Below are 25,044 nucleotides of genomic sequence, written 5' to 3' on the forward strand. Positions count from 1 at the left end.
TTTTGGGAAGCTGATCGGTGAGGGCTTGGAGAGCGCCTTAGACTACCTGCCATTCAGGAGTTAGATCAATGGCACTCACCCCCGAAGGGCTCATGGACGCGCTCAAAGCCGTCGCAGACCCTAACACCGGCAAAGAATTCGCGGCGACCCGGTCGCTCAAGAACCTCCAGATCGTGGAGGGCGACGTGTCGTTCGACCTGGAGCTCGGCTACCCCGCCAGGAGCCAGCACGCCGCCATCCGCAAGGCGCTGGTGGCAGCGGCCAAGGCCGTGCCGGGCGTGGAAAACGTGTCGGTCAACATCCTCACCAAGGTCATCAGCCACGCGGTGCAGCGCGGCGTCCAGCTGATGCCCAACGTCAAGAACATCATCGCGGTGGCCTCGGGCAAGGGCGGCGTGGGCAAGAGCACCACCGCCGCCAACCTGGCGCTCGCGCTGGCCGCCGAAGGGGCCAGCGTCGGCCTGCTCGATGCMGACATCTATGGCCCGAGCCAGCCCATGATGATGGGCATCGAGGGCCGCCCCGACAGCGCCGACGGCAAGACCATGGAGCCGATGGCGCGCCACGGCGTGCAGGTGATGTCGATCGGCTTCCTGGTCGACCAGGACCAGGCCATGATCTGGCGCGGCCCCATGGCCACGCAGGCGCTGGAGCAGCTGCTGCGCCAGACCAACTGGAAAGACCTCGACTACCTGATCGTCGACATGCCCCCGGGCACCGGCGACATCCAGCTCACGCTGAGCCAGCGCGTGCCGATGACGGGCGCGGTGATCGTCACCACGCCGCAGGACATCGCGCTGCTCGACGCCAAGAAGGGCATCAAGATGTTCGAGAAGGTTGGCGTGCCGATCCTCGGCATCGTCGAGAACATGGCGGTGCACATCTGCTCCAACTGCGGCCATGCCGAGCACATCTTCGGCGCCGACGGCGGCAAGAAGATGGCGGCCGAGTACCAGATGGAGTACCTCGGCGCGCTGCCGCTGGACATCCAGATCCGCCTGCAGGCCGACAGCGGTGCGCCCACTGTGGTGGCCGACCCCGAAGGTGAAGTTGCCGGCATCTACAAGGCAGTTGCACGGCGTGTGGCCGTGGGGATCTCGGAGAAGGCCAAGGACTTCTCGTCGAAGTTCCCGACGATTTCGATCAGCAAGAACACCTAGGGGATGGAACCCTGGTTTTCGATTGGTCGCGTCGTGGGTCATTCAGGGTGTGATCGCTCAGAGCACTTGTTGATCGGCCGCAAACCAGCAGCGTGCCCTGAACAACAGCACCCCGAACAAAAGCACCGTGCAGCGGAGCGACCGGCATGAACCTGCTGGCCTCGATGCGCTATCTGGTGGCCCTGAACGAGCACAAGCACTTCGGCCGCGCCGCACAGTCCTGCCACATCACCCAGCCGGCGCTCTCGAACGCACTGCGCGCGCTCGAAACCGAATTCGGCGTTGTCATCGTCAAGCGGGCACGGGTTTATGTGGGCCTCACGCACGAGGGCGAGCGCGTGCTGGCCACGGCGCAGCGCATGCTGCGCGACAACGAGGTGCTGCTGCAGGAGTTGCGCAGCGACGCGGACAACCCGCACGGGCGCTTGCGGATGGCCGCGGTGCCCACCGCCATTCCCATGCTCTCGCGCTTCGCGGCCATGCTGCACCAGCACCATCCGGGCATCCTGCCGGCCGTGCTCTCGATGAGCTCGCAGGAGTTGGAGACGGGGCTCGAAAGCCTCTCGATCGACCTCGCGCTCGGCTACACCGAGCGCATGCACCTGCCGGGCATCAAGCTCACGGCCTGGCCTCAGAGCATCGAACACTACTTCCTGCTGCGGCGCGCCGAGACGCCCTCGACGGACGAGCTGCGCATCGGCCAGCCGATCACCTGGGCCGAGGCGGGCAAGCTGCCGCTGTGCCTGCTCACGACCGACATGCACAACCGCGCGATCATGGACCAGGCGCTGCGCCAGGCCGGCGTGCCGGTGGCGCCGGCCATCGAGACCAACTCGGTGCTCACGCTGACGCTGGCCGTGAGTGCCGGCACGGTCAGCAGCGTGCTGCCGGGCGCCATGGTGGCGGCCGTGCGCAGCCACCGCGAGCTGGAGGCGCTGCCGCTGGTGGCGCCCGACGTGCAGACGCCGATCGGCTTCATGACGCAGGACGGCGTACGCGCTTCGCGCGCACTCGAAGCCGCGCTGGCTTTCCTGCAGACCCCGGAATGGCGCGAGCAGGTCCGACTTCACAGCGGCACTCTGCGCGACTGAGGGCCGCGCCAGCCCCGCCCTGGCGCATTTAATTATTGAATCGACTCATGCGCCGATCGAATTTGACGGCGTGTAAGACGTTCGGACACACTCCGCGGCCCGGATTCAACACAAAAGTTACACGTTCGGCCAACTAGGAGAAATATGGCGGGTTCAACTGCAGGCGTTCTCGAGGGAGATCGCATCGTCGGAGGAGGGGCGCAACCGCAACCCGGCTTCCTGGAAAAAGAACGCATCATCGCGGGCCGCGGCTTCAATCGCTGGCTGGTACCCCCCGCCGCGCTGGCCATCCACCTGTGCATCGGCATGGCCTATGGCTTCTCGGTGTTCTGGTTGCCGCTGTCCAAGGCGCTCGGCACGGCCGGCACCGGCGCACAGGCCTGCGCCAAGGAGATGAGCTTCTTCGCCGAACTCTTCGCCACGAACTGCGACTGGCGCGTGGCCACGCTCGGCTGGATGTACACCCTGTTCTTCGTCTTCCTCGGCTGCTCGGCGGCCCTGTGGGGCGGCTGGCTCGAACGCGCGGGTCCGCGCAAGGCCGGCGTGGTGTCGGCGCTGTGCTGGTGCGGCGGCATGCTGCTGTCGGCACTGGGCATTCACCTGCACCAGTTCTGGCTGATGATCCTCGGCTCGGGCGTGATCGGCGGCATCGGCCTCGGTCTCGGCTACATCTCGCCGGTGAGCACGCTGATCAAGTGGTTCCCCGATCGCCGCGGCATGGCGACCGGCATGGCCATCATGGGCTTCGGCGGCGGCGCGATGATCGGTTCGCCGCTCGCGGTCGACCTGATGAAGCGCTTCTCCACGTCCACCGACGTGGGCGTGATGCAGACCTTCATCGTCATGGCGCTGGGCTACTTCGTCTTCATGATGGCGGGCGCCCTGGGCTACCGCGTGCCGCCCTCGGGCTGGAAGCCGGAAGGCTGGACGCCGCCCCCGGCGCAGACCAGCAACACCATGATCACGCAGCGCCATGTGCACGTGAAGAAGGTCTGGGGCATTCCGCAGTTCTGGCTCGTGTGGCTGGTGCTGTGCATGAACGTGAGCGCCGGCATCGGCGTGATCGGCATGGCCTCGCCGATGCTGCAGGAAGTGTTCGGCGGCGCGCTGATCGGCGTGYAGCAGAAGTTCGGCCAGCTCGACAAGACGCAGCTCGCGGCGATTGCCGCGGTGGCCGGCGGCTTCACCGCGCTGCTCTCGCTCTTCAACATCGGCGGACGCTTCGTGTGGGCGAGCCTCTCGGACAAGCTGGGCCGCAAGCTCACCTACACAGTGTTCTTCGTGCTCGGCGGCATCCTGTACGCGAGCATTCCGTCGTCGGCCGGCGCGGGCAGCAAGCTGCTGTTCGTGGGCGCCTGCTGCGTGATCGTGTCGATGTACGGCGGCGGCTTCGCCACGGTGCCGGCCTACCTGGCCGACCTGTTCGGCACGCAGTTCGTGGGCGCCATCCATGGCCGCCTGCTCACCGCATGGGCCACGGCCGGCATCCTCGGTCCGGTGGTGGTGAACTACATGCGCGAGTACCAGCTGGGCCTGGGCCTGCCGCGCGAGCAGGTCTACAACCAGACCATGTACATCCTCGTGGGCATGCTGGCGATCGGCTTCATCGCCAACCTGCTGGTGCGCCCGGTGGCCGACAAGCACTTCATGACCGACGCCGAACTGGCCGTCGAGAAGAAGCTGGCGCACGAGAAGGCCTCGGCGGCCGAAGTGGGCAGCGGCTCGGGCGGTGCAGACACCGTGAGCCCGGCGGTGGTGGTGCTGGCCTGGGTTGCAGTGGGCATCCCCCTCGCATGGGGCGTCTACAAGACGCTGATCAGCGCAGCGAAGTTCTTCAATTGAAGGACGCGGCCGGCAGGGCATGCGCCCGCCGGCCCGTGATGTCCGCGCCGACATGGCGCCGGCGGCTGGGGGCGGACAATGGCGGCGGCATGGTTTACCCTTCGCGCCAACGCTGTTCCCGCTCCTCACCACCCTCGGCATGAAATCCAAAGTCCAGTTCCGCCTGCGCGTCTACCGGGACGATGTCATCGCCATCGGCCCCGGCAAGATCGCCGTGCTCGAAGCGGTGGCCGAGACCGGTTCGATTTCCGCGGCGGCCCGCCTGCTGGGCATGTCGTATCGGCGGGCCTGGATGCTGATCGACGAGATGAACCAGGCCCTGGCTTCGCCCGCGGTGAACACCGCCGCCGGCGGCTCGCGCGGCGGCGGCACGGCGCTCACGCCGGTGGGCGAGGAAATCGTCAAGCACTACCGCGCCATCGAGAACGCCGCCAAGCTGGCCACGGCCGCGGACATCCGGGCGCTGACGCGGCTGCTGGCACCCTGAGTCCCCGGGGCCGGCCGTGCGGCGGGCCCGGCGCGCGGGCCGGTCAGCCGTCGGGCGTCCGGTCCGCCGGCAGGATGGGTGGATCGGGTGCGTCCGGCATGCGGTCGCCCTGCCAGCACGACCACACGTCCTGCGACAGCGTCTCGCGGGCCTGCGGCGGTGCTTCCTGGATGGTGCCCACGCTGATGAAGCCCACCAGGTGTTCGCCGGGCTGCACGCCCAGCTGCCGCGCCAGCGTCTCGTCGAAGCAGCGTTCGCCGCTCAGCACGATGGCGCCATAGCCCAGCTGGTGCGCCGCGCCCAGGATGTTGCCCAGCGCCGCACCCGCGCAGAGCCATTGCTCGCGGCCGGGGATCTTGCTGCGCTCGCGCGGCGACACCACGAAGCCCAGCAGCATCGGAGGCCGCGTGGCGTGTTCGCGCGCCCGCTCCAGGTCCGAAGGGCTTGCCAGCGGATCGCGCCGCAGCTTCTCCTGCTCGAAGCACCAGGCCAGTGCCTCGCGGTTCTGCGGGCGGAACTCGATCACGCGCCACGGATGCAGCCCGCCATGGTCGGGCGCGCGCAGGCCGGCCTGGAGCATGCCGTCGAGCTCGTCGGGATTGGGACCGGGCGGCTGCAGCCGCCGCGGCGACACCGAGCGCCGCGTCAGCAGGACTTCGAGGATGCGTTCCGCACCGGTCATGTGCCGCCACATCGGTGTCACTGCGCCTGGCGGTCGGTCCACACAGCCTTGCGGCGCAGGACCTCCCCGATGTCGTGGGCGTCGGTCTGTGCGACGAGGAAGGACTGGCTTTCGCCGCCTGGGGCGATGATGGAGATCACGAAACTGTCGGAGTCCATGGCGCGCTCGATGCGCCATTCCTGGACCCGCGTCACATGGCGGAACTCCGGCCTGCCGGAGATCGATCGGACAACGGTGTCGTGAGCGGATGGGCGCATGGGCTTGCAATTTTGCAACGCTATATCCCGCAGTATATGAAGACTGAGGGATTCGTGCACCCCCGTGAGAACCTCGGAGCCTGTCCGGGGCGCGCTCACGCCGACGGGGTACCTTGCTCCGCGAATGTCCCCCGGCGCGGCCTAAGGCCGCATGCCTCCTCCTTTATTTCGCTGCGCAAGGCACCCCATCGGCGTGATCGCTCAGCGCAGCGGTTGATCGGCCAGCACAACGACCGCGCCCATCGTGCACAGGGCACCGGGTGCTCCCCGCAGCGAAATAAAGGAGGAGCGAAGCGGGGGACATTCGCGGAGGGGAGTACCCGGTGTCCTGTGCACGCGTCCAGATAGATCAGGAACAGGCTCTCAGGGCTCATCATGTAACAATCACGCCGTATTCCAATGAACACGACGAACGCGCTCATCGCCTCGACCGACTGGTCGCCCCTGGTCCTGTCGCTCAAGGTCGCCGCGGTCGCGACCGTGCTGGCACTGATCGCGGGCGTGGCGCTGGGCTGGGTGTTCGCGCGCAAGCGCTTCTTCGGCCGCACCGTGATCGAGGCGGTGTTCATGCTGCCGCTGGTGCTGCCGCCCACGGTCATCGGCTATGCCATCCTGGTGGCGGCGGGGCGCCGCAGTCCGTTGGGCGCCTGGCTGCGCGAGCACCTCGACTACACGATCATCTTCAGCTGGCATGGCGCCGTGATCGCCTCGGCCGTGGTCGCGTTGCCGCTGGTGCTCAAGTCGGCCAGCGCCGCCTTCGCGAACGTCGACCGCTCGCTCGAAGCCGCGGCCAGCACGCTGCGCCAGTCGTCGTTCTCGGTGTTCCTGCGTGTGACGCTGCCGCTGGCCTGGCCGGGCATCCTGGCCGGCACGCTGCTCGCCTTTGCGCGGGCCATGGGCGAGTTCGGCGCCTCGCTGATGGTGGCGGGCTCCATTCCCAAGCAGACCCAGACCTTGTCGATGGCCATCTACGACGCGGTGCAGGCCGGGCATGACGACCTCGCGCTGCTGCTGGTCGTCGTGACCTCGGTGCTATCGATCGTCGTGCTGGTGCTGTCGAACCGCTTCTTTTCTCTTCGCTGATCCGTTCCTTCTTCTTCAATAGTTCCCAGGAGATGTCCATGCGCCCGTTCCGCCTCTTGTCCGTCGTTCTTGCGCTGGCCCTGCCGCTGGCGGCCGCCGCGCAGCAGATCACCGTGTCCGCGGCCGCCAGCCTGACCGACGCGTTCAAGGAAATCGGGCCCAAGTTCGAGGCGTCCAAGCCCGGTGCCACAGTGCGCTTCAACTTCGCCGCCTCGGGCGTGCTGCTGCAGCAGATCGGGCAGGGCGCGCCGGTCGACGTGTTCGCCAGCGCCGACCAGGAAACCATGAACCGCGGCGCCGAGCAGAAGCTGATCGACACCGCCACGCGCAAGAACTTCGTGAGCAACAGCCTCGTGCTGATCGAGCCTGCGAAGGAAGGCGTGGGCGTCACGTCGCTGCAGGAGCTGGCCGGTGCCAGCGTGAAGAAGATCGCCGTCGGCAAGACCGCCACCGTGCCGGTCGGCCGCTACACCAAGCAGGTGCTGGACGGTGCCAACCTCTGGACCGTGCTCGAACCCAAGTTCGTGCAGGCCGACAGCGTGCGCCAGGTGCTCGACTACGTGAGCCGCGGTGAGGTCGAGGCCGGCTTCGTCTACCGCACCGATGCGGCCGTGGCGGGCGACAAGGTCAAGGTCGCGCTCACGCCTTCGGGCCACGCGCCCGTGAGCTACCCCATCGCGGTGGTGGCCGAGAGCAGGCAGAAGGCGCTGGCCGGCGACTTCATCGCCTTCCTGTCCACCGATGTCGCGCAGGCCGTGCTGACCCGCTACGGATTCGGCAAGCCATGATCGACGTCGATCTGAAGCTCACGGTCCGGGACGGCGCACGGCGCTTCGACCTGGCCGCGCGCTTCCAGACCGACGTTCCCTTTGCCGCGCTCTACGGGCCTTCGGGCGCGGGCAAGTCGCTCACGCTGCAGGCCATCGCGGGCCTGCTGCATCCCTCCGCGGGCCATGTGCGGCTCGACGGCCGCACGCTCTACGACGCGACGCGGCGCATCGACGTGCCGGCGCCCGAGCGGCGCATCGGCTACCTGTTCCAGAACTACGCGCTGTTCCCGCACCTGACGGTGCGCGAGAACGTGTCGTTCGGCCTCACGTCCTGGCACCGCCGGCGGCTGCCGCCGAAGGAGGCGGAGACGGTGCAGGCCCTGCTCGAAGGCTTCGGCCTCGCCGCGCTGGCCGACAGCCGGCCGCAGAAGCTTTCCGGCGGCCAGCAGCAGCGCGTGGCACTGGCGCGCGCGCTGGCCTGCCAGCCGCAGGTGCTGCTGCTCGACGAACCTTTCGCCGCCCTCAACCCCATGCTGCGCGCCGAGCTGCGCAACGAGCTCGCGCAGGTGCGCCGGCAGTGGGGCATTCCGGTGCTGATGATCACGCACGACATCGAGGACGTGCTGGCCCTGGCCGACGTGGCCTTCGTCTACAAGGACGGCCAGGTGGTGCGCGAGATCGACCTGCACACGGCCGAGAGCCGCGACGTCGCGCTGCGCGAAGTGGCCGGCGTGCCGGCCGTCGCGGAGACGCCGCTGCGCAGCAAGCTGCGCGGCCTCCTGACGCAGGACACGCGAGGAACCTGAGGCCGCTTCATTTCCTTTTTGAATCGCCGCATGTTCCGATTCAATTTGACGCTTTTCAGGCCCGCGGCGAACACTCGCTGCCATGAGCAGTGAGCAGAAGATCGAGTTTTACAAGGGCCCCGCGGGCGGCTGGGGCGCCCTGCGCAGCGTGACGAACGCGCTCTTGCGCCAGGACATTCCCCTCAAGGGCGCGAAGACGCTGCTCTCCGCCAACCAGCCCGATGGTTTCGACTGCCCCGGCTGCGCCTGGCCCGACCGCAACCACGCCTCGACTTTCGAGTTCTGTGAGAACGGCGTCAAGGCCGTGGCCGCCGAAGCCACCGCGCGCCGCGCCGGCCCCGAGCTGTTCGCGAAGCACACCGTGGCCCAGCTGGCCGAGCAAAGCGATTTCTGGCTCGAAGACCAGGGCCGGCTCACGCACCCCATGGCCTACGACGCGGCCAGCGACAAGTACGTGCCGGTCTCGTGGGACGACGCCTTCGCGCTCGTCGCGCGCCACCTGAATGCGCTGCCCGACCCGGACCAGGCCATCTTCTACACCTCGGGCCGCGCGAGCAACGAAGCCGCCTTCCTGTACCAGTTGTTCGTGCGCGAGTACGGCACCAACAATTTTCCCGACTGCTCGAACATGTGCCACGAGCCCAGCGGCAGCGGCATGCGCCCGCAGATCGGCGTGGGCAAGGGCACGGTCACGCTCGAAGACTTCGAGAAGGCCGACGCCATCTTCATCTTCGGCCAGAACCCCGGCACCAACCATCCGCGCATGCTCGGCGAGCTGCGCGCGGCCTCGAAGCGCGGCGCGCGCATCGTGAGCTTCAACCCGCTGCGCGAGCGCGGGCTGGAGCGCTTTGCCGATCCGCAGGACAAGCTCGAGATGGCGACCATGGGCTCCACGCCCATCAGCACGCACTACTTTCAGCTGCGCGTGGGTGGCGACTTCGCGGCCGTCAAGGGAATGATGAAGCACGTCATCGAGCGCGAAGATGCGGCCGCCGCGCGCGGCGAGGCCTCGGTGCTCGACCATGCCTTCATCGCCACGCACACCACCGGCTTCGAGACGCTGGCCGACGACCTGCGCGCCGAATCGTGGGACGTGCTGGTGCAGGAGTCGGGCCTGTCGGAAGAACAGCTCCGTGCCGCCGCCGAGGTGTACCTGGGCGCCAAGAGGGTCATCGCCTGCTGGGGCATGGGCATCACGCAGCACCAGCATTCGGTCGCGACCATCCAGATGATCCTCAACTGGCTCATGTTGTGCGGCCACATGGGCCGTGAAGGCGCGGGCGCCTGCCCGGTGCGCGGCCACAGCAACGTGCAGGGCGACCGCACCATGGGCATCTGGGAAAAGCCGCCGGTGGCGCTGCTCGACCGGCTGCAGCAGGTGTTCGGCTTCGAGCCGCCGCGCCAGAACGGCGTCGACACGGTCGAGGCGATTCAACTGATGCTCGACGGCAAGGGCAAGGTCTTCTTCGCGCTCGGCGGCAACTTCGCGGCCGCCACGCCCGACACCTACCAGACCTGGAAGGGCCTGCGGCAGTGCGACCTCACGGTGCACGTGACCACCAAGCTCAACCGCAGCCACATCGTGCACGGGCGCGAGGCGCTGATCCTGCCGTGCCTGGGCCGCACCGAGATCGACATGCAGGCCAACGGCCCGCAGGGCGTGACGGTGGAAGACTCGATGAGCATGGTCCACATCTCGATGGGCATCAACCCGCCTGCATCGGAGCTGCTGCTGTCGGAGCCGGCCATCGTGGCGCGGCTCGCGGCCGCCACCATCGGCGCGCGCAGCCGCACGCCCTGGCTCTGGCTCGTCGAAGACTACGCGCGCATCCGCGACAAGATCGAAGCGGTGTTCGACGACTTCAAGGATTTCAACACCCGCGTCGCCAAGCCCGGCGGCTTTCGCCTGCGCAACACCGCGAGCGAGCGCGTCTGGGCCACCGCATCGAAGAAGGCCGTGTTCTTCACGCATGCCGTGCCGCGCGACACGCCCTCGCACCGGGCCCGCGCAAGTATCCGCGACACGCTGGTCTTCACGCTCTTCACCACGCGTTCGCACGACCAGTACAACACCACCATCTACGGCATGGACGACCGCTACCGCGGCGTGTTCGGCCAGCGCCGCGTGGTCTTCATCAACGCCGAGGACATCCGCGCGCTGGGCATGAAGGACGGCGACTGGGTCGATCTGCAGACCGTTTGGAACGACGGCCAGGAACGCCGCGCCGATCGCTTCAAGCTCGTGGCCTACGACATTCCGCGCGGCAACATCGCGGCCTACTACCCCGAGACCAATCCGCTGGTGCCGCTGTCGTCGGTGGCCGAGAACGCTGGCACGCCGACTTCGAAATCCATTCCCGTGGTGCTGGTGCCGCACGAGCTGCCGATCCAGAAGCTGGCGGAGGACGAGGCGGACGGGATGGTGGCGACAGCATGAGCGCGTTGCTCGAAGACAGCCTCTCGGTCGCGATCCTGCGCATGCTCGCGCAGGAGCCGGCGGACAGCGGCGTCTCGCTGCCGCGCCTTGGCAAGCGGCTGGGGCAGGGCGCGAGCGTGCTGATGCGCCGGCTCACGCTGATGGGCGATGCGGCCATCGGCGGTGTGCGAGGCCCCGGCTGGGTGCGCGTGGTGCAGCATGACGACCGCTGGGTCGCGCACCTGCAGGCGCCCGGGCGCGCGCAGGTTCAAACACTGCCGCCTGCTGACGAAATCCCTGGCTGAGCGGACAATGGCCCGGCCAAGCGGAGCCAGCCACCATGCCCCTGCCAGACCTCGCCGAATCCGAAACCCTGCCGCCCCTCTCGCAGCACGCCGTGCGCGTGTTCGGCGAACGCGGCGTTGCACCCGAGGGCGCCGTGCGCGACGACACGCTGGCGGCCGAGGTGCCGGTGGCGCTGGTCTTCAACGGCGTCTCGCACGCGGTGATGATGGCCACGCCGCTCGACCTCGAAGATTTCGCGCTCGGCTTTGCGCTCAGCGAAGGCATCCTCGACAGCGCCGCCGACTGCCGCGGCATCGAGGTGCAGGCGATCGATGCGGTCTCGGCCGGACTGCCCGAGGGCATGCCAGGCATCGAGGTGCGGCTCGATATCTCCACCCGCAGCTTCGAGCGCCTCAAGGGCCGCCGCCGCAGCCTCGCAGGCCGCACGGGATGCGGCGTGTGCGGCGTCGAAAGTTTTGCCGGGCTTGACATCACGCCGCAACCGGTGCCGCCGCGCGACTGGATCGAACGCATCGACCTCGAGACCGTGCTGCGCGCCTTTGCCGCACTGCCTGCGCGACAGGTCCTGAATTCCGAAGCCGGCGCGATCCACGCCGCGGGCTGGGCCACGGTGGAGGGCGAACTCACCGACGTGATGGAAGACGTGGGCCGCCACAACGCGCTCGACAAGCTGCTGGGAAGACTGGCGCGGGCGAGCCGCCTCGAAGAGCCGGGCTTCGTGCTGATGTCCAGCCGTGGCAGCCATGAGCTGGTGCGCAAGTGCGGACGCCTCGGCATCGCGGCGATGGCCACCATCTCGGCGCCCACCGCCATGGGCGTGCGCATGGCCGAACTGAGTGGCCTGCGCTTCTGGGGGCTGTGCCGCGCGCCGCGCGGCGTGCTCTACGCCAGCGGCCGGCCCGGCCGCTGAGGCGCTGTCACACCACGGCGCCGAACAGCGCGCCGATGCCGGCGGTGACCCCCATCGCCAGCGCGCCCCAGAAGGTCACGCGCCATGTCGCCATCGGCACGGGCGCACCGCCGGCGCGGGCGGAAATGGCGCCGAGCAGCGCCAGGAAAGCCAGGGACGCACCACCCACCACGTAGCCCAGGCTGGGGCCCGGAACGAGGGCTGCGATCGCAAGCGGCAATCCGGCGCCGACCGAGAAGCTGGCCGCCGAAGCCATGGCCGCTTGCACGGGCCTGGCGCTGGCAGCATCGGACAACCCGAGCTCGTCCCGCGCGTGCGTGCCGAGCGCGTCGTGCGCCATCAACTGCGCGGCGACCTGCCGGGCCAGGTCGGGCGCCACGCCGCGCGATACATAGATGCCCGCGAGTTCGTTCAGCTCGCTGGCGGGTTGCTCCTGGAGTTCGCGGCGCTCGCGGGCGAGGTCGGCGTTTTCCGTGTCGGCTTGCGAGTGCACCGACACGTACTCGCCCGCGGCCATGGACATGGCACCGGCCACCAGCCCCGCGATGCCGCTCACGAGCACGGCGCTGTGGTTCGAACCGGCGGCTGCGACGCCGAGCACCAGGCTGGCGGTGGAGACGATGCCGTCGTTGGCGCCCAGCACGGCGGCGCGCAGCCAGCCGATGCGTTCGGCGCGATGCCGCTCGCGGTGAGCCCGCACCCATGTCACCGAGGGCTCCCCGCCTGGTGATGGCCGGCGCCGGGCCCGATGCGCCGCAGGGTGTTGTCCTTGACGACATAGTGATGAAACAGCCCCGCGGCCGCGTGCAGCCCGATCAGGAAATAGCCGACCGTGGCCAGTGCCTCGTGGATGTCCTCGAGCTGGTGAGCCAGGCCCGTGTCCGGCGCAATCAGCGACGGCAACGCCAGGCCGAAGAGGCCGATGGGCTTGTCGTCCGCGCTCAGCGCCAGCCAGCCCAGCACCGGCATGGCGATCATGAAGATGTACAGCGCCACGCTCATGAACCGCGCCAACCCGGCCTGCCAGCGCGGCATCGGCGGGTCGATGAGCGGCGCGGCGCCCGCCGTCCAGCGCGCCGCGAGCCTCACGGTCACCAGCGCCAGCACGCACAGGCCCAGTGAGAAGTGCAGCGACTTCAGGCCGGCGCGCAGCGCGCTGCCGCGTGGCGCCAGGCCACGCAGTTCCATGCTGGCGTAGACGGCGACCAGCAGGATCAGCATCAGCCAGTGCAGCGCGACGAGCACGGTGCTGTAGCGCTGCGGGGTGTTTTTCCAGTTCATGTGTTTTTCCTCGTAGCGTGCGAGCCGCCTTGGCGCCAGTGTCGATGGCGCCACGGCATGCCCCTTTGATCAGGAGCAAGAAAACCTGCCACGCGCTCGCACCTTGTCAGTGGGCGCCGCCCAGCTTCAGCACCGCGTCGGCCACCGCCTCGATGCCCTGATCGCTCAGGTCGGTCGCCGCCACGCTGCGGCGGCGTTCCCAGGCCTGGAAGTGGCGCTCCTGCGACTTCTCGTAATGCGGGTCGTAGTGCAGCGCCATCAGCTCGGCGAACAGCTTCGGCAGGTTGGCCTCGTGCGCCCATTGCTGCCAGCGCGCCACCGTTTCCTTGCCCTGCATTTCCTTCAGCACGCCGAGCTTGTCGGCCAGCGCGTCGCGGTCGTCGCCCAGGTAGGCGTAGTCGCGCAGCAGGTAGGCCAGCCGCGCTTCGGGCGTTGCCGCCACCTCGATGCAGGGCGCGGCGCGCATGCGCGCCACCAGCGACAGGGGCAGTGAGAGCCGGCCGATGCGGATGCTCTCGCCTTCGACATACAGCGGGCGCTTCAGGTCAATGGTTTCGAGCACCGTCGCGATGCGCGTCTCGAAATGCTTTTGCGAAGGCTGCGGCACGCCCGGCAGCGAACCCAGCAGCGAGCCCTTGTGGCTCGCGAAGTCTTCCAGGTCGAGCGTCTGCTCGCCGCGCTCGGCCAGCGCGTGCAGCACGCGCGTCTTGGCGCTGCCCGTGGCGCCGCAGATCACGCGCAGGTCGAGCTGCGGGGTCAGCGAATCGATCTGTGAGATCACGTGCCGGCGAAAACTCTTGTAGCCGCCGGCGAGTTGCTGCGCGTCCCAGCCCACGAGCCGCAGCCACGTGACCATCGAGCCGCTGCGCATGCCGCCGCGCCAGCAATAGACCAGCGGCTTCCACTTCTCGGGCCGGTCGGCCAGCGTGTCGCGCAGGTGCTTCGCGATGTTGGCCGCGACCATCGCGCCGCCCACGCGGCGGGCCTCGAAGGCGCCGGTCTGCACGTAGATGGTGCCGACGATGCGGCGCTCCTCGTCGTCGAGTACCGGGCAGTTGATGGCGCCGGGAATATGGTCGAGCGCGAACTCGGCCGGCGAGCGGGCGTCGATGATCGTGTCGAAGGCGTGGCGGTCGCCGACCCGCACGGGCTGGCGATGACTCATGGCAGGAACCTCATGCCCCCATTGTCGGCGCTCCCGGGCCGAGGCCTTCAGGCGTAAGCGGGGCCCAAGCCGCGACGGAGGCGAGCGCTCGCAAAGTCCACCAGCGTCACCAGCACGAACATCGCGATCAGCACCGTCATCGCCTGCTGCTGCTGGAAGATCGACAGGTGGAAGTACAGCAACTGGCCCAGCCCGCCGCCGCCCACGAAGCCCAGCACCGCGGCCATGCGGATGTTCATCTCCCACCGGTAGAGCGTGTAGGCCACCCATTGCGGCAGCACGATCGGCAGGCTGGCGTAGCTGAAGGCCGTCACGGGGCCGGCGCCTGCCAGCGTCAGCGCGTGTTCGGGTTCGCGCGGCGCGTTCTCCAGGCTCTCGGCGAACAGCCGGCCCAGCACGCCGGTGGTGTGCAGCGAGAGCGCCAGCGCGCCCGCGAAGGGGCCGATGCCGGCCGCCAGAACCATCAGCGCGGCCCAGACCAGTTCGGGCACGCTGCGCAGGAAATTGAGGACGAAGCGCGCGACATGGCGCGGCAGCCAGCCGGCGCGGCCCGAGGCAGGCAGCGCGAGCACGGCGCCCGCCCCGGCGGCCAGCACGGTTCCGAGCGCCGACACCGCCAGCGTCTGCAATGCGCCGCTGCCCACCTTGGCCAGGAAATCCGGCGACAGGTCGGGCGGGAAGAACTCGGCGATGAACTTGCCCATCAGCTTCAGCGACTCCGCCGACCCCAGCGCGCGGTAGTCGATGCCGAGGTAGACGAAGCTCGCGATCACCGCTGCCGCGATCAGCAGCACGGTTGCCCAGCAGCGCAGGCAGGGACGATGGCGCGGCGGGACGTTCATGCGAGCAGCCTCCGCAATGCGGTGCTCAACAGGTCGGCCAGCAGCACCAGCGCAAGGAACACCAGCAGGATGCTGCTGGCCTCGCCGCCGTTGAGCATCTTCATCGACTGGTCCATGAGTTGGCCCAGACCGCCCGCACCGACGAAGCCCATCACCACCGAGGCGCGCACCGCGCATTCCCAGCGGTATACGGTGTACGAGGCCAGCTCCTGCGCCGTATGGGGCAAGAGGCCATAGCACAGCGCCGCGAGCCGGCCGCTGCCGCTCTCGAGCAGCGCGCGCGCCGGGCGCGTGTCGGTCGATTCGAGAATCTCCGCGTAGACCTTGCCCAGCATGCCGCCGTAGGTGATGGCCAGCGCCAGCACGCCGGCGGCCGGGCCGAGGCCGAGCGCACGCACGAAGAGCAGCGCCCACACGATTTCCGGGATGGCGCGCAACACCATCAGCAGCCAGCGCGCCGCCTGCCGCACCATCGCGGCCTGCACACGGCCGGGTCCCGGGCCGATGCGCGAGATGGAGAGGGCGCGCGTCGTCACGAAGGCCAGCGGCGCGCCGATCAGCAGCGCGAGCGCGGTGCCGGCCGTGGCCATGGCCAGCGTCTCGAGCGTGGCCTTGGCGAGCATGGCGAGAAAGGCAGGCGAGCCTTCGGGCGGAAAGAAGCCCGCGAGAAAGCCGCCGATGACGGCCAGGTTGCCGCTGCCGAACAGCGCCCAGGGCTTGAACTCGGACAGCGCCAGCATCGGCCACGCGACGACGAGCGCGGTGAGCCAGCCGGCCAGCCGGCGTGCCGCATGCGGGTCGCGTTGGATGGCGGCAGCGTTCAAGGGCAGTCCGGCCGGTGGAAGGCCGCTTCCAGCGAGGCGCTCGAGGGCGGCGGCCTCTGGGTCGCCACGCCGCCTTCGCTGGCATAGAGGGTGTCGAGCATCGCGGGCGTGACCTCTGCGGTGGGCAGGTCGAACATCAGCTGTCCGCTGCGCATGCCGACGATGCGCGGGAACCAGCGCAGCGCCAGATCGACCGCATGCAGCGACGCCACCAGCGTGGCGCCCGTCGATTCGCTCTGTGCGACGAGCTGGCCGACCGCCGCGTCGGCCATCGTCGGATCGAGTGCGGACACCGGCTCGTCGGCCAGCAGCAGGGCCGGGCGCTGGTAGAGCGCCCGCGCGATGCCCACGCGCTGCAGCTGGCCGCCCGAGAGGCGGTCGCAGCGGTCGAACAGGCGGTCTTCCAGCGCAAGGCGCGACAAGACCTCGTGCGCGCCGGCAATGTCGGACGGATAGAAAAGCGACCCCAGCGCGCGCACCGCCGACCACTCGCCCAGGCGGCCCGAAAGCACCGCAGTGACCACGCGCAGGCGCGGCGCGATCGGCGGCGCCTGGTGCACGGTGCCGATGCGCGCACGCAGCTTCTTCAGCGCGCCGGCCGGCAGTTGCCAGGGCCTTGCACCCAGCGCCTGCACATCGCCTTCACCCGGCCGCAGCGCAGCCCCGAGCACGCGCAGCAGCGTGGTCTTGCCGGCGCCCGAGGGGCCGATGACGGCGATCCGTTCGCCTTCGCGCGCGGACAGCGTCACCCCGGCCAGCGCGCGCTGGCCGTTGGGGTGCACCACGCCCGCGCTTTCCAGCGAAAAACTCATCGGCGCAGCCTTACTTGATCAGACCGGCCGACTTGCCCGCCGTCTCGATGCCGTCGTAGTTCGACGACTTGGTCGGAATGAACTTGCTCGCACGCTGCAGCGCCATGATTTCCTTGTGCGCCGGGTTCGCCGGGTCGAGCTTCAGGAACGCATCCGTCAGCTTCTTCTGCAGCGCCGCATCCATGCCCGGACGCACCGTCCAGTTGTAGTCGTAGTAGGTTGGCGTGGTTGCGAGCACGCGCACCTTGGCGGCGTTGGGGTTCTTCGATTCGACCAGCTTCTCCCACACCGAGGCGTTGAGCACGCCGGCCTCGGCGCGCGAGGCCGCCACGAAGGCCACCGTGGCGTCGTGCGCGCCCGAGAACGCGACCGTCTTGAAATCCTTCTCGGGGTCGATGCCCGCCTGCAGCAGGAAGTAGCGCGGCATCAGGCTGCCCGAGGTGGACGAGGGCGCGCCGAAGGCGAAGGTCTTGCCCTTCAGGTCGGCCAGCGTCTTCGCGGTGCTGTCGACCGGCACGATGAACTTGCTGGTGAACACTTCGTCTTCCGCGCGCTGCACGATCGGCACCGCGCCGCCGTTGGTGCGGATGCGCGCCTGCACGAAGGTGAAGCCGCCCAGCCAGGCCATGTCGATCTTGTTGGTGGCCAGGCCTTCGACCACGGCGGCGTAGTCGGTCACGGGCGTGAACTGCACTTCCATGCCGGTTTCCTTCTTGAGGTAGTCGCCCAGCGGGGTGAACTTGCGCTGCAGCTCGGTGGGGGCCTCGTCCGGAATGGCCGACACGCGCAGCACGCCCTGGGCGAGCGCGCCGAAGCTGGCGAAGGAGAAGGTCAGCGCAAGCGCCAGTCGGGAGAGCATGTTCATGGAATGCCTGTGGTGGTGATGAAAAAAGGGGTGTATCGGCGGTGGCGGGCGCAACGCGGGCGGGGCTTCGATAATTGCGGCTTGTCTCATTCGACCGAATCGCTGCCATGACCGATGCCGCACCCTCCAAGCTCCTGAATCCGCTGGCGCCGCTGCGGCTCACCAGCTTCTCGCACGGGGGCGGCTGCGGCTGCAAGATCGCACCCGGCGTGCTGTCGCAGATCCTGAAGAACCACGCGGGGGGAATGATCCCGCCCGAGCTCATGGTGGGCATCGAGACCGCCGACGACGCGGCAGTCTACAGGCTCAACGACCAGCAGGCGCTGATCGCGACCACCGACTTCTTCATGCCCATCGTGGACGACCCCTACGAGTTCGGGCGCATCGCGGCCACCAACGCCATCAGCGACGTGTATGCGATGGGCGGCCGGCCGATCATGGCGCTGGCGCTGGTGGCGATGCCGATCAACCAGCTGCCGGTGGAGGTGATCGCCGAGATCGTGCGCGGCGGGCAGGACGTGTGCCGCGCGGCCGGCATCCCGATTGCGGGCGGCCACACCATCGATTCGGTCGAGCCCATCTATGGCCTCGTCGTGATGGGGCTGGTGCATCCGGACCGCGTGCGGCGCAATGCCGATGCGAAGGCCGGCGACGTGCTGGTGCTGGGCAAGCCGCTGGGCGTCGGCGTGCTGTCGGCCGCGCTCAAGAAGGAGCAGCTGTCCGAGGCCGGCTACCGCCAGCTGATCGACAACGCGACCCGGCTCAACACGCCGGGCATCGCGCTCGCGGCGCTCGACGGCGTGCATGCGCTGACCGACGTCACCGGCTTCGGCCTGGCCGGCCACACGCTCGAACTGGCGCGGGGCGCAAAGCTCGCGGCGGTGGTCGAGTGGTCGAAGGTGCCGCTGCTCGACAACGTGGCGGCGATGGCTGCCGAGGGCTTCGTCACCGGCGCGTCCGGCCGCAACTGGGCGGGCTATGGCGCCGATGTGGCGCTGGCCGCTGGCCTGCCGGCCACGGCGCAGGACCTGTTGAGCGACCCGCAGACATCCGGCGGCCTGCTCGTGAGCTGTGCGCCCGAGGCCGTCGATGCCGTGCTGGAGATCTTCCGCAGGGAAGGCTTTGCGCAAGCGGCGGTGATCGGGCGCGTCGAGGCCGGAAAGCCTTTGCTGTGCGTGGTGCCGTAGTTCCCCGCATTCCTCCCTCCCCTCCCGGGGGAGGGTTGGGGTGGGGGCACGCGGCCGCCGATCAAGCGCCGTCGCATTGCAGGCGCCGTCAGCCCCCATCCCAGCCTTCCCCCAGAGGGGGAAGGAGCAAGACGGCGGAAGGGGGAAGGAGTCGAACCTTCCCGGCGACGCGTGGCGCCACCCACTGGGTTTGAAGCCCAGCCGCCCCACCAGGGACGATCCCCTCCCATGCAGCCCTGTCATGGGCCTGCTCCAAACAGTGACGTATCGGGCCGCAGCAGGTGCGTGTCTTTCACGCGCCGCGTATAGCCCACACGGTCGAAGAATTCGAGCAACTGGATCGCGCGCTTGCGCCCCAGGCCGGTCGCGTCGCGAAAGCTCGCCGCCTGCAGGCCTTCGGGCTGCGCGAGGCAATCGCGCGCCAGTTCGGCCAGCCGTTCGATGGTCGCCAGCGGATAGTACAAGTCCTTCACCACCTGGAAAGTCTCGCCGCGCCGCGCGAGGCTTGCGAGGGTCTGCCGCACCATCGGTTCGCTCGCGCCGCAGTCCTTGGCGAGGTCGCGCACCCAGGGCGGATCAAAGCCGCCGTCGGCCAGCCTGGGCAGCAGCTTTTGCGCGAGCTTCTGCTCGGCTTCGCCGAGGCGCGCCGCATGGTCGGGCAGGTGGAGCCATGTGCCGCTGCGCACCAATGCACCGCGTGCGACCAGTGCATCGAGCGCATGGCGCCACAGCGCATCGTCGGTGCGGGGGGCGGCGAGCCGCTTGAGGCGGCGCGCATCGGGGCCGACCTCGTCGGGCGCGGTGCGGTGGAAGTCGGCCAGCCGCTCGGCGATCTGCTCTTCGAGCGCGTCGAGGTGTGTCTGCGCAACGGCCGTGTGCGCGATGCGCCGCGCATCGTCGGGCAGCGACAGCGATGCCTCGTCCGCCAGCGAGAGCGCACGCGCGAGCCGTGCGGTGTCGATGCCCAGCGGTGCGTTGTGCAGCAGCGCCGCAACGCGTGGCGCCCGGTCGTCGATGGCCCAGGCCGCGAGCGTGCGCAGCCTTTCGGGTGTGCGCCGGTAGCGCACCGGCGCAAAGGGGTCGAGCACATGCACGCCGGCCACGGTGCGGGTGGCCGAGGCATCGCGCAGCACGCCGCGGTCGCCGTGCCATGCGCCGACCTTCTCGCGCAGCACCAGCTGGGCCAGCGCCGTTTCGCCGGGCGCCAGTGCATCGCGGTCGAGCAGCGCCACCGAGGCCATCACATCGCTGGTGCCCAGGTGCGCATGCACCGTGGCGCCCGAGCGCAGCGGCTTGGCTTCGTCCGGCCACAGCGCGAGCAGCACGTCGATGCGGTCGGTCGCCAGCGCGATGTCCGGCGCGCAGACCCAGTCGCCCCGATGCACTTCATCCTTCGTTACGCCGGCCAGCGCCAGCGCGCAGCGCTGCCCCGCGTGCGCCGTCTCGGCCTGCTTGTTCTGGGCATGGATGCCGCGCACCCGCACCGTGCGCTCGCGAGGCGCGATCCGAAGTTCGTCGCCGATGCGCACCGTGCCGCTGAAGACGGTGCCGGTGACGACGGTGCCGACGCCGGAGAGCGTGAAGGCGCGGTCGACCGCAAGGCGGAAGGCCAGGTCGTCTTCGCGTGTGCGTGCCTCGCGTGCGACGTCGACCAGCCGTGCGCGCAGTGCATCGATGCCTTCGCCGGTGGTCGCCGACACCGCGAGCACCGGCGCGCCCGCCAGCGGCGTCAATGCGAGCAATGCGTGGACCTCGGCCTGCACTTCGGCAAGCCGCGCCGCGCGCGTGGCAGCGTCGATGCGGTCGATCTTCGTGATGGCCACGGTGGCCGAGCGCACGTCCAGCAGCGCGACCACGGCGAGATGCTCGCGCGTCTGCGGCATCACGCCGTCGTCGGCGGCCACCACCAGCAGGGCATGGTCGATGCCGGTCGCGCCGGCCAGCATGGTGTGCAGCAGGCGTTCGTGGCCCGGCACGTCGACAAAACCGAGCGACACGCCGTCGGGCGTGTGCAGGTACGCATAGCCGAGCTCGATGGAAATGCCGCGCCGCTTTTCTTCGGGCAGGCGGTCTGTATCCACACCGGTGAGCGCGCGCACCAGCGTGGTCTTGCCGTGGTCGATGTGGCCTGCGGTGCCGATGATCATCGCCGGCTGCCGTGCTATGCCAGTCGTTCGCGCAGAAGGGGCAGCTGCGCGACGAATGCGGTGCTGTCTTCAAGGCAGCGCAGGTCGAGCAGCAGGCGGTCTTCCGCGATGCGGCCGATCACCGGCAGCGGCAGGCCGCGCAATGCGGTGGCGAGCTTGTCGAGCGCCGTGCCCAGGCCCTTCTTCGAGGTGCCGGCCGGTGCGAGCGCAAGGCCGGCCGAAGGCAGTCGTTCCACCGGCAGCGAGCCCGAGCCGATCTGGCCCAGCAGCGAAATCACTTCGACGGTGAAGCGGGGCGACACGGCGGCCTGCACGGGGCCTTGCAGCGCCTCGGCCATCTCGCGGATCGCATCGGTGGGCCGGGTCAGCAGGCGCAGCGTGGGCAGGTCCTTGGCGAGGCGCTCGGGCCGCAGGTACAGCGACAGCGTCGCTTCGAGCGCGGCCAGCGGCAGCTTGCTCATGCGCAGCGCGCGCTTCATCGGGAACTTGCGGATGCGGCCCACGGCCTCCTTGCTGCCGACGATCAGCCCGGCCTGCGGGCCGCCCAGCAGCTTGTCGCCCGAGAAGGTGACCACGTCGCAGCCGGCCGCGAGCATCTCCTGCGGCAGCGGTTCGCGCGGCAGGCCGTAGTGGGCCAGGTCGACCAGCGAGCCGCTGCCCAGGTCGGTGGCCAGCGGCACGCCGCGCGCATGCGCGATGCCGGCGAGCGTGGCTTCGTCGACGGCGGCGGTGAAACCCTGCACGGCGTAGTTGCTGGTGTGCACCTTCATCACCAGCGCGGTGTGTTGGTTGATGGCGCGCTCGTAGTCCTGCGGGTGCGTGCGGTTGGTGGTGCCCACCTCGACCATGCGCGCGCCGGCGCTGGCCATCACGTCGGGCATGCGGAAGGCGCCGCCGATCTCGACCAGCTCGCCGCGCGAGACGATGACCTCGCGGTCGCGCGCAAGGGCCGCGATGGTGAGCAGCACGGCCGCCGCATTGTTGTTGACCACCGTGGCCGCCTCGGCGCCGGTGATGGTGCACAGCAGCTCCTCCACCAGCGAATCGCGGTCGCCGCGGCTGCCGGTGGCGAGGTCGTACTCGAGGTTGTTGGGCGAGGTCATCACCGCGAGCAGCCGCTGCAAGGCCGCATCGGCCAGCAGCGCACGCCCGAGGTTGGTGTGGATGACGGTGCCGGTGAGGTTCAGCACGGCGCGCATGCGCGGTGCGAGGCGGCCTTGCACGCGGGCGGCGAGTGCATTGCCAAGGGCCTCTTGTTGCACTTCCGCAATGGAAAGCTTGCCGGCCACGGCGCGCGCCCGAAGCCCTTCAAGCAGGCTGCGCGCTTCGCTGACAACGAGCGTATGGCCATGCTCGGCCAGCAGGGCGCGCGGTGCGTCGGCGCGCAGCAGTTGATCGACAGAAGGCAGATCCTGGGGCCTTGCCGTCGAGCCGTGGACCACGGACTCTTCGGGCGCCGCCATCAGCCGCCTCCGCCGTCGTCGAGGATTTCTTCAGGGTCGCCGAACAGCAGCATCAGGTTGTGGCCACTGCGCTGGTGGCCCGCTTCAGAGACCAGCAGGTCGAGCGTGACGCTGGCGAGGTCGTCGGCGACGGGTTCGACCTCGGGGTCCTTCTCCATCGCGATCTGCTTGAGGTAGTGGCCGCAGCTGTCGCAGCACTCGGCCTTGACGGCACCTTCGCGCGCGCCGGTGGCCGGCAGTTCGACGCCGGGTTGCGGCGCGAGCGATTCGAAGTGGATGCCCTTGGTGCTCTCGCAGTGCGTGCACTTGATGCGCACGTAGTGCCACTCGGTGCTGCACAGCGAGCAGTGCAGGTAGCGGAAGCCCGCCTCGTCGGCACCGATGCGCGTGATGCTCGCGGTGGGCGCGCTGCCGCAGCAGGGGCACTCGTTGCCGGGGTCGGTGCGGCCGTAGATGTTCTCGCCGTCGCGCTCGGCGACTTGCAGCACCAGCTGCGTCCAGTAGGCCTGCAGGCCCGCTGCGATCAATGGCGCAGCGGCCAGGTCGAGGCCGAACATGACGCGTTGCGAAAGGCGATCGGCCTGCTGGTCGATCCAGGCATCGTCCGCAGCCACCACGCGGTCGAGCGTGTCGCGCGCCGCGCCTTCGGGCAGGCGCACGCGAAAGAGACCGAGCAGGCGCCGAAGCTCCTGCCGCCACACCGCATCGCGCGGCCAGCCGAAGGCGGGCATCGGCGGCTTGAGCGCCTGCGCCGCGGCTTCGAGCGCGGCGGATTCGGGCAGCGCGACCGGCGGGTAGTCTTGCAGCACTTGGTGCTGCGCCTGCGCAAGATCGGCAATGAAGATCAGGTACTCGCGCATCGGATGCGAGGCCGCGAGCTGGCGCAGCCGCAACTGCCGGTCGGAGAACACGGCGGCGCGCACCGGCAGGCGCAGGAACGGCATCTGCCGCCCCGCCTGCATGGCGATCTGTTCGGGGTCGAGAACGCGTGTGGTCCGGATCGGCGGCGGATTGCCGGTGGGGCTCGTCATCCGGACAGTATTACTCACCGCGGGTCATTTTGCGATGCCACAACGGATGGTTGAGCTTGGCCCATCCCTCGGTGACCGTGCCGCGCGTCATGGCACGCAGCGTGCCCTTGACCCAGATCGCGGCGTAGATGTGCGTGATGACCGAGAGGATCAGCACCACGGCCGAGACCGAATGCACGACCACCGCGATGCGCCGCACCAGGATCGGGAAGAAGCCCACGAACCACGGGCTCCAGAACATGAAGCCGGTCACGAACAGAAGCAGCAGGCTGATGCCGAAGGCCCAGAACACCAGCTTCTGTCCCGCGTTGTACTTGCCCACGGGCGGCATGCCCGACTTGTCGCCCTTGAGCATCCTGGGCGCGTTCGAGATCCATTCGCGGTCGCTGCGGTCGAGGATGTTCTCGCGCCACATCGCGCCGAACAGGAACACGAAGCCCAGCACCATCAGCACGCCCATGAAGGGATGCAGGATGCGCGTCCACGGCCCGCCACCGAACAGCGTGCTCAGGAAGAACAGGCTGGGGTGGAAAAAGGCCAGGCCCGAGAGCGCGGCCGCGAAAAACATGATCGCCACGAACCAGTGGTTCATGCGCGTGGCGTCGCGGTAGCGGCGAAGGTAGTAGCGTGTGGTCATCGCATTCTCCTCAGGCACGGGGTGCTTCGCGCACCGCCGGATCGCCGGTGGCCGAGGCCGGTGCTTCCTCGATGACGACGACATCGTCGTCGCCACCATCGCGCGCATCCGCATCGTCCTTGGCCTCGACCGGCCCGACCTTCATGTAGTGGAAGAAGCTGCCGACCACCGCGCCGATCATCGCGACCATCGCGAGCGGCTTGGCCACGCCCTTCCACAGCGAGACCAGCGGGCTGATGTGCGGATCCTTCGGCAGGCCGGCGTAGAGGCCCGGCCGGTCGGCATGCTGCAGCACGTACATCACGTGCGTGCCGCCCACGCCGGCCGGGTCGTACACGCCGGCGTTCGAGAAGCCGCGCTCCTTGAGGTCGACGATGCGCTCCGAGGCGTACTCGTGCATGTCTTCCTTGGTGCCGAAATGCAGCGCACCCGTCGGGCAGGCCTTCACGCAGGCCGGCTCCAGGCCCACGCCCACGCGGTCGGAGCACAGCGAGCACTTGTAGGCCTTGTTGTCGGCCTTGCTGATGCGCGGCACGTCGAAGGGGCAGCCGGTGACGCAGTTGCCGCAGCCCACGCAATGCTCGCTGATGAAGTCGACGATGCCGTTGCTGTACTTGACGATCGCGCCCGGCGCCGGGCAGGCCTTGAGGCAGCCCGGGTCGTCGCAGTGCATGCAGCCGTCCTTGCGGATCAGCCATTCGAGCTTGCCCGCCTCGGGCTCCACCTCGGAGAAGCGCATCACCGTCCAGGAGGCCGGCGTCAGGTCGGTCGGGTTGTCGTAGGTGCCGTGCACCGTGCCGACGTCGTCGCGCAGGTCGTTCCACTGCATGCATGCGACCTGGCAGGCCTTGCAGCCGATGCAGGTCGAGACGTCGATCAGCTTGGCCACCTGCTGCACCTGCGGGCGGCTGCGGATGTCGGGCGACGGCGTGGTGGTGGCCGAGCGGGCGACGATGTCGAGGGTTTGGAGGGAGGACATC

General features: G+C 69.1%; 25 protein-coding genes and 1 tRNA gene. 11 read left to right on the forward strand and 15 right to left on the reverse strand.

All coding sequences use genetic code 11. The features are described 5' to 3' along the window. The first annotated feature begins 68 nt into the window (after positions 1-68). From apbC to AC1DXX_RS01445, 4 genes are all read left to right on the forward strand, one after another. Positions 69-1,160, forward strand: a complete 1,092-nt coding sequence (gene apbC, locus AC1DXX_RS01430) for an iron-sulfur cluster carrier protein ApbC (protein ID WP_478132377.1) — start codon at positions 69-71, stop codon at positions 1,158-1,160. Positions 1,161-1,306: 146 nt separating this feature from the next. Next, a complete protein-coding gene (locus AC1DXX_RS01435) occupies positions 1,307-2,251 on the forward strand; it encodes a LysR family transcriptional regulator (protein ID WP_478132378.1) in 945 nt (314 codons plus the stop codon). Between the two features lie 144 nt (positions 2,252-2,395). Continuing rightward, positions 2,396-4,093, forward strand: coding sequence for an OFA family MFS transporter (locus tag AC1DXX_RS01440; RefSeq protein ID WP_478132379.1), 1,698 nt, complete (start codon positions 2,396-2,398; stop codon positions 4,091-4,093). A gap of 139 nt (positions 4,094-4,232) precedes the next feature. Beyond that, positions 4,233-4,580 (forward strand): winged helix-turn-helix domain-containing protein, encoded by a 348-nt coding sequence (locus tag AC1DXX_RS01445; protein WP_478132380.1) that lies wholly within the window; start codon positions 4,233-4,235, stop codon positions 4,578-4,580. A 43-nt stretch (positions 4,581-4,623) separates the two neighbouring features. Here AC1DXX_RS01445 and AC1DXX_RS01450 read toward each other — a convergent pair whose 3' ends face one another. Together AC1DXX_RS01450 and AC1DXX_RS01455 are read right to left on the reverse strand one after the other, a co-directional pair. Continuing rightward, positions 4,624-5,262 carry a nitroreductase family protein gene (locus AC1DXX_RS01450; protein ID WP_478132381.1) on the reverse strand — a complete coding sequence of 213 codons (639 nt, stop codon included), beginning with the start codon at positions 5,260-5,262 and terminating at the stop codon, positions 4,624-4,626. 17 nt (positions 5,263-5,279) lie between these two features. Beyond that, positions 5,280-5,519 carry a hypothetical protein gene (locus AC1DXX_RS01455; protein ID WP_478132382.1) on the reverse strand — a complete coding sequence of 80 codons (240 nt, stop codon included), beginning with the start codon at positions 5,517-5,519 and terminating at the stop codon, positions 5,280-5,282. 399 nt (positions 5,520-5,918) lie between these two features. Here AC1DXX_RS01455 and modB point away from each other — a divergent pair, with 399 nt between their 5' ends. From modB to fdhD, 6 genes are all read left to right on the forward strand, one after another. Beyond that, positions 5,919-6,602, forward strand: a complete 684-nt coding sequence (gene modB, locus AC1DXX_RS01460; protein WP_478132383.1) for a molybdate ABC transporter permease subunit — start codon at positions 5,919-5,921, stop codon at positions 6,600-6,602. 38 nt (positions 6,603-6,640) lie between these two features. After that, entirely contained in the window at positions 6,641-7,390 is a 750-nt protein-coding gene (gene modA / locus AC1DXX_RS01465) for a molybdate ABC transporter substrate-binding protein (RefSeq protein WP_478132384.1), read from the forward strand. Continuing rightward, the gene (locus tag AC1DXX_RS01470) at positions 7,387-8,178 is read left to right on the forward strand and encodes an ABC transporter ATP-binding protein (RefSeq protein ID WP_478132385.1); all 792 of its coding nucleotides are present in this window, start codon (positions 7,387-7,389) and stop codon (positions 8,176-8,178) included. The genes modA and AC1DXX_RS01470 overlap by 4 nt, the downstream gene beginning before the upstream one ends. Positions 8,179-8,260: 82 nt before the next feature. Next, entirely contained in the window at positions 8,261-10,615 is a 2,355-nt protein-coding gene (locus tag AC1DXX_RS01475; protein WP_478132386.1) for an FdhF/YdeP family oxidoreductase, read from the forward strand. After that, positions 10,612-10,899, forward strand: a complete 288-nt coding sequence (locus AC1DXX_RS01480; RefSeq protein ID WP_478132387.1) for a hypothetical protein — start codon at positions 10,612-10,614, stop codon at positions 10,897-10,899. Before AC1DXX_RS01475 ends, AC1DXX_RS01480 begins: the two co-directional genes overlap by 4 nt. 35 nt (positions 10,900-10,934) lie before the next feature. Beyond that, entirely contained in the window at positions 10,935-11,810 is an 876-nt protein-coding gene (gene fdhD / locus AC1DXX_RS01485; protein WP_478132388.1) for a formate dehydrogenase accessory sulfurtransferase FdhD, read from the forward strand. Positions 11,811-11,817: 7 nt separating this feature from the next. Here fdhD and AC1DXX_RS01490 read toward each other — a convergent pair whose 3' ends face one another. From AC1DXX_RS01490 to AC1DXX_RS01520, 7 genes are all read right to left on the reverse strand, one after another. Continuing rightward, positions 11,818-12,519: a VIT1/CCC1 transporter family protein gene (locus tag AC1DXX_RS01490; protein ID WP_478132389.1), complete on the reverse strand. Its 702-nt coding sequence runs from the start codon at positions 12,517-12,519 to the stop codon at positions 11,818-11,820. After that, positions 12,516-13,091, reverse strand: coding sequence for a cytochrome b (locus AC1DXX_RS01495; protein ID WP_478132390.1), 576 nt, complete (start codon positions 13,089-13,091; stop codon positions 12,516-12,518). The genes AC1DXX_RS01490 and AC1DXX_RS01495 overlap by 4 nt, the downstream gene beginning before the upstream one ends. 106 nt (positions 13,092-13,197) lie before the next feature. Then, positions 13,198-14,256 (reverse strand): tRNA 2-selenouridine(34) synthase MnmH, encoded by a 1,059-nt coding sequence (mnmH, locus tag AC1DXX_RS01500; RefSeq protein ID WP_478132391.1) that lies wholly within the window; start codon positions 14,254-14,256, stop codon positions 13,198-13,200. A gap of 47 nt (positions 14,257-14,303) precedes the next feature. Continuing rightward, entirely contained in the window at positions 14,304-15,098 is a 795-nt protein-coding gene (gene phnE, locus AC1DXX_RS01505; RefSeq protein WP_478132392.1) for a phosphonate ABC transporter, permease protein PhnE, read from the reverse strand. Next, positions 15,095-15,928 (reverse strand): PhnE/PtxC family ABC transporter permease, encoded by an 834-nt coding sequence (locus AC1DXX_RS01510; RefSeq protein WP_478132549.1) that lies wholly within the window; start codon positions 15,926-15,928, stop codon positions 15,095-15,097. The genes phnE and AC1DXX_RS01510 overlap by 4 nt, the downstream gene beginning before the upstream one ends. Next, positions 15,919-16,734, reverse strand: a complete 816-nt coding sequence (locus tag AC1DXX_RS01515) for a phosphonate ABC transporter ATP-binding protein (RefSeq protein ID WP_478132393.1) — start codon at positions 16,732-16,734, stop codon at positions 15,919-15,921. Before AC1DXX_RS01515 ends, AC1DXX_RS01510 begins: the two co-directional genes overlap by 10 nt. A gap of 10 nt (positions 16,735-16,744) precedes the next feature. Then, positions 16,745-17,599, reverse strand: coding sequence for a putative selenate ABC transporter substrate-binding protein (locus tag AC1DXX_RS01520; protein ID WP_478132394.1), 855 nt, complete (start codon positions 17,597-17,599; stop codon positions 16,745-16,747). A gap of 107 nt (positions 17,600-17,706) precedes the next feature. Here AC1DXX_RS01520 and selD point away from each other — a divergent pair, with 107 nt between their 5' ends. Next, positions 17,707-18,786: a selenide, water dikinase SelD gene (gene selD, locus AC1DXX_RS01525; RefSeq protein ID WP_478132395.1), complete on the forward strand. Its 1,080-nt coding sequence runs from the start codon at positions 17,707-17,709 to the stop codon at positions 18,784-18,786. Positions 18,787-18,921: 135 nt separating this feature from the next. Here the strand turns inward: selD and AC1DXX_RS01530 are convergent. The 6 genes from AC1DXX_RS01530 to fdxH form a co-directional block, all read right to left on the reverse strand. After that, positions 18,922-19,014 (reverse strand) — tRNA-Sec (locus AC1DXX_RS01530). Between the two features lie 11 nt (positions 19,015-19,025). Further along, positions 19,026-20,933, reverse strand: coding sequence for a selenocysteine-specific translation elongation factor (selB, locus tag AC1DXX_RS01535; protein WP_478132396.1), 1,908 nt, complete (start codon positions 20,931-20,933; stop codon positions 19,026-19,028). Positions 20,934-20,947: 14 nt separating this feature from the next. Beyond that, positions 20,948-22,396 (reverse strand): L-seryl-tRNA(Sec) selenium transferase, encoded by a 1,449-nt coding sequence (gene selA / locus AC1DXX_RS01540; protein ID WP_478132397.1) that lies wholly within the window; start codon positions 22,394-22,396, stop codon positions 20,948-20,950. Beyond that, positions 22,396-23,427, reverse strand: a complete 1,032-nt coding sequence (gene fdhE / locus AC1DXX_RS01545; RefSeq protein ID WP_478132398.1) for a formate dehydrogenase accessory protein FdhE — start codon at positions 23,425-23,427, stop codon at positions 22,396-22,398. The genes selA and fdhE overlap by 1 nt, the downstream gene beginning before the upstream one ends. Positions 23,428-23,437: 10 nt before the next feature. Further along, on the reverse strand, positions 23,438-24,064 hold the full coding sequence (locus tag AC1DXX_RS01550; RefSeq protein WP_478132399.1) for a formate dehydrogenase subunit gamma: 627 nt from the start codon (positions 24,062-24,064) through the stop codon (positions 23,438-23,440). A gap of 10 nt (positions 24,065-24,074) precedes the next feature. Next, positions 24,075-25,043 (reverse strand): formate dehydrogenase subunit beta, encoded by a 969-nt coding sequence (gene fdxH, locus AC1DXX_RS01555; protein WP_478132400.1) that lies wholly within the window; start codon positions 25,041-25,043, stop codon positions 24,075-24,077. Between the last annotated feature and the right edge of the window lies 1 nt (position 25,044).

The sequence above is a fragment of the Variovorax sp. P4_B10 genome (assembly GCF_056402375.1).